The organism is Bradyrhizobium sp. (genome assembly GCF_019244115.1).
In the GTDB taxonomy this organism is placed as follows: Bacteria; Pseudomonadota; Alphaproteobacteria; order Rhizobiales; family Xanthobacteraceae; genus Bradyrhizobium.
Genome location: NZ_JAFATE010000749.1, coordinates 1 through 3,456, shown reverse-complemented (window position 1 = coordinate 3,456; position 3,456 = coordinate 1). Strand labels below are relative to the sequence as shown.

Genomic DNA, 3,456 nt, shown 5'->3' with positions numbered 1-3,456 from the left:
AGCGTTAAAGCGCCTCGCCCTTCAACAGCCGCGGCACCTCGCCGGTGAGACCGGCCGCCTGGCGGATGAAGACGTCTTTGAGCGGCGGCAGGCGGTCCACGATGCCAAGGCCGATGTCGCGCACGCTGCGGAGCAGCGTCGAGCGGTTGGAGAACAGGACATTCAGCGAATTGGTAGCAAATCCCATCGCCATGGTGTCGAAGCGCCGCCAGCGCTGATAGCGCTCGAGCACATCGGCCGCGCCGAAATCGGCGCCGAGCCGGGCCGCATCGACGATCACCTCGGCAAGCGCCGCGACATCCTTCAGCCCCATGTTGAGGCCCTGTCCGGCGATCGGATGGATCACATGCGCGGCGTCACCGACCAGCGCCAGCCGCTCGCCGATGAAGGAGCGCGCGACGAAATAGGACAGCGGAAAGGCGCGCGGCCGGTCGAGCACCTTGATCTCGCCGAGATGCAGGCCGAAGCGCAATTCGAGTTCGCGCAGAAAGTCGTCTGCCGCAAGCGCGGTGATGCGCGTGGCCTCGCGCCGCGTCTCGGTCCAGACCAGGGAGGACCGCTTGCCGGTCAGCGGCAGGATGGCGAACGGACCGGCGGGCAGAAAATGCTCCTCGGCGCGGCCGCGATGGTCGCGTTCATGGGCCACCGTGACGACGATTCCCGACTGGTCGTAGTCCCAGCCATGGGTGGCGATGCCGGCGCGCTCGCGCAGTCTTGAGCGCGCGCCATCGGCGGCGATCAGAAGGGTGGCATCGATCACGCTGCCATCGCCCAGGGTCACGCTGATGCCGTCGGCGCGGGAGTCGTACGTGCTCACCGTCGTCGCGCGCAAATCGACTTGCCCGGCCTCTCCATGCTTGACCAGCGCGTCGATCAGATGGCGGTTCTCCACCATGTGCGCGAAGGGCTCGCCCGGCTCGACCTCGCCAGCAAAAGTCAGGAAAACCGGCCGGGTGGCGTCATCGAGATTGGAATCGGTGACGACCATGTCCAGGATGGGCTGCGCATTCTCCGCGATCTCGTTCCACACGCCGATCACGTCGAACAAGCGGCGACAAGCAGCGACGATCGCGGTTGCCCGCGGATCGCGGCTCGGTCGCGTGGCGAGCGCAGGATCGGCGACGATGATCGGGATCTTGGCGCCGAGGCCCTGGCGCAAGGCCAGTGCCAGCCCCAGCCCCGCAAATGCGCCGCCGCCGATCACGATACTCCGCTGTGCCGTCATGCTCATGCATCACTCTCGCCTGCTAATCAGACTTGCCACTCCCTTATAGCTGGGCGAAACAGGGCGGCCAAACAAGGGCGGCTTACCATCAAGCCGCCATGGCAAGCACGTCCGTTTTGGTGCTGGCCAAGACGCCCTCGCATTGACCGCGGTCAAATCGGGACCATTGCCATGTCCAAAAGCCTGATCGACCTGCTGTCCATCCTCGATCTCGAGCCGCTGGAAGTGAACCTGTTTCGCGGCAACAGCCCGAAGACGAGCTGGCAGCGCGTGTTCGGCGGCCAGGTGATCGGACAGGCGATGGTGGCGGCGTGCCGCACCGTGGAAGGACGCCTGCCGCATTCGCTGCACTGCTATTTCATCCTGCCCGGCGATCCGCAGATCCCGATCATCTATGAGGTCGAGCGCCTGCGCGACGGCAAGAGCTATTCGACCCGCCGTGTCACCGCGATCCAGCACGGCAATGCGATCTTCTCGATCATGGTGTCGTTTCATGCCGAGGAGGAGGGGCGTTTCGATCATCAGGACAAGATGCCGGACGTGCCGCCGCCGGAGAAGCTCACCGCCGAAGAAGTGTCCAAGCAGCCGATGTTCCGCGAGATGCCGGACTTCATCCGCCGCTACTACGAATCCGACCGGCCGATCGAGCTGCGGCCGGTAGAGCTCGAGCGCTATTTCGGGCAGAAGGTCGAGGACGGCCGCATCCATGTCTGGATCCGGACGGCGGCCAAATTGCCCGACGATCCGGCGCTGCATATGTGCGCGCTGGCCTATGCCTCGGACTTCTCGCTGCTGGATGCCGTGATGGCGCGCTATGGCCGCACCTTGTTCGACAAGCGCATGATGCCGGCCAGCCTCGACCATGCGATGTGGTTTCATCGCCCGTTCCGCGCCGATGAATGGCTGCTCTACGCGCAGGATTCACCGAGCGCGCAGGGCGGCCGCGGCCTCACGCGCGGCTTGATCTTCAAGCCTGACGGCACGCTGGTCGCCTCCGTCGCGCAGGAGGGCTCGGTGCGCGAACGGAGGTGATGACGGTTCACAGAGCCGTCACGGACGATGGTTCGACCAGCTCGAATTGCGACGCGTACCAGCGTACGTACCAGTGCAGGACCCACGGAATGGGAATGATCACCGCGCAGCCGAGTACGAACACGAGGGTCCGCCACAGCACGTCCAGGCCGCCGGCGTTGAAGACGATCTCACGCCGCGTGCCTGAGATGTTCTGGCAGATCCAGCGGATCCATGCGGTCTGGACCCAGGCCCAGCCGATGATCGTAACGAAAGAGACGTAGAGCAGCAGGTACCAGCCGACGTAGATCCATATGCTGCCATCAAATGCGATCGGCAGCGGCTGCCCGTTCGAGCTGAGATTGGCCGCGACCCAGCGCACGATCATCCACGACAGAAACGGCTGAATCACGAAGGCGGCGAGCTTGAGCATGGTGTAACCGCTCGTCCCCGCGTAACTCAAGAGGCCGATGAGAACGAAAACGTACCAGAGGTCGCCAACCTCGCCGCGGAACGCGAGATTGGGACGTCCTGGTACTGCGAGGCGCGAGGCGAACCAGCGATAGAAGCTTGTCGCGGTCCAGGGTGCCGGAACGACGAGCAGCAGGCCGATCACGAACAACAGGCTGCGCCCGAGCAGGGGCCAGACACCGGCGTCGAGCCAAAGCGAGCCATCCTGACCGTCCGCATTATCCGGCTGGCCCGCCGGTCGCGACGTCACCGGCGCAGTCGCCGACCTTACCAACAGTCCGGGGATTTCGGCTGCCCTCTGCCAGTTGGCCATCCCCTCGGTCCAGACCAGCGTGTCGGCGCCGAGACTCCCCCGTACGAAAAAGTCGCGAAACTGGGGCTCCGGATAAGGCCCCTGCTGTTTGCCTTCGGCGGCGAAAAACCAGAAACGATCCGGCATTTGGTCCCCCCTTGGGTTCGCGACCCCAAGTCAGGTGAAAAGAATCAGGTGAAAGGGTCAGGCGGAAAAGTCTGAGAAAAATCGGCGACGAAATTCTTGAAAGGGCCCGGCGAAAGCCGCGAAGTGCATTGTTGCTTGGCATCCGTGTCCCTGTACAGTTGGTAGTGAGGCCTGCGGCTGCAAATCTTAGCCCTTCAACCTGCAAGATTTTTGTGCCATTTGCCCACAGAGATGGCTGATTTGACTGGCCTGCAGCCCAAGAGACGGTCAATCTGCCAGGTGCTGTCGATCTGAAGCCTCGCACCGAGTG

The 3,456-nt window shown here is 63.9% G+C and carries 3 protein-coding genes; 1 reads left to right on the top strand and 2 read right to left on the bottom strand.

Annotation, left to right across the window (positions count from 1 at the left end):
- Positions 1 to 4: 4 nt before the first annotated feature.
- Positions 5 to 1,225: a ubiquinone biosynthesis hydroxylase gene (locus tag JOZ76_RS32320; protein ID WP_291705449.1), complete on the bottom strand. Its 1,221-nt coding sequence runs from the start codon at positions 1,223 to 1,225 to the stop codon at positions 5 to 7.
- Between the two features lie 171 nt (positions 1,226 to 1,396).
- Between JOZ76_RS32320 and tesB the strand changes: the two genes are divergently transcribed.
- A complete protein-coding gene (gene tesB, locus JOZ76_RS32315; RefSeq protein WP_291705448.1) occupies positions 1,397 to 2,257 on the top strand; it encodes an acyl-CoA thioesterase II in 861 nt (286 codons plus the stop codon).
- 7 nt (positions 2,258 to 2,264) lie between these two features.
- Here tesB and JOZ76_RS32310 read toward each other — a convergent pair whose 3' ends face one another.
- Positions 2,265 to 3,146, bottom strand: coding sequence for a DUF4339 domain-containing protein (locus JOZ76_RS32310; RefSeq protein ID WP_291705447.1), 882 nt, complete (start codon positions 3,144 to 3,146; stop codon positions 2,265 to 2,267).
- Positions 3,147 to 3,456: the final 310 nt, after the last annotated feature.

Coding starts and splice junctions, on each gene's coding strand:
- JOZ76_RS32310 (WP_291705447.1), bottom strand. CDS start 3,146: ATGCCGGATCGTTTCTGGTTTTTCGCCGCCGAAGGCAAACAGCAGGGG.
- tesB (WP_291705448.1), top strand. CDS start 1,397: ATGTCCAAAAGCCTGATCGACCTGCTGTCCATCCTCGATCTCGAGCCG.
- JOZ76_RS32320 (WP_291705449.1), bottom strand. CDS start 1,225: ATGACGGCACAGCGGAGTATCGTGATCGGCGGCGGCGCATTTGCGGGG.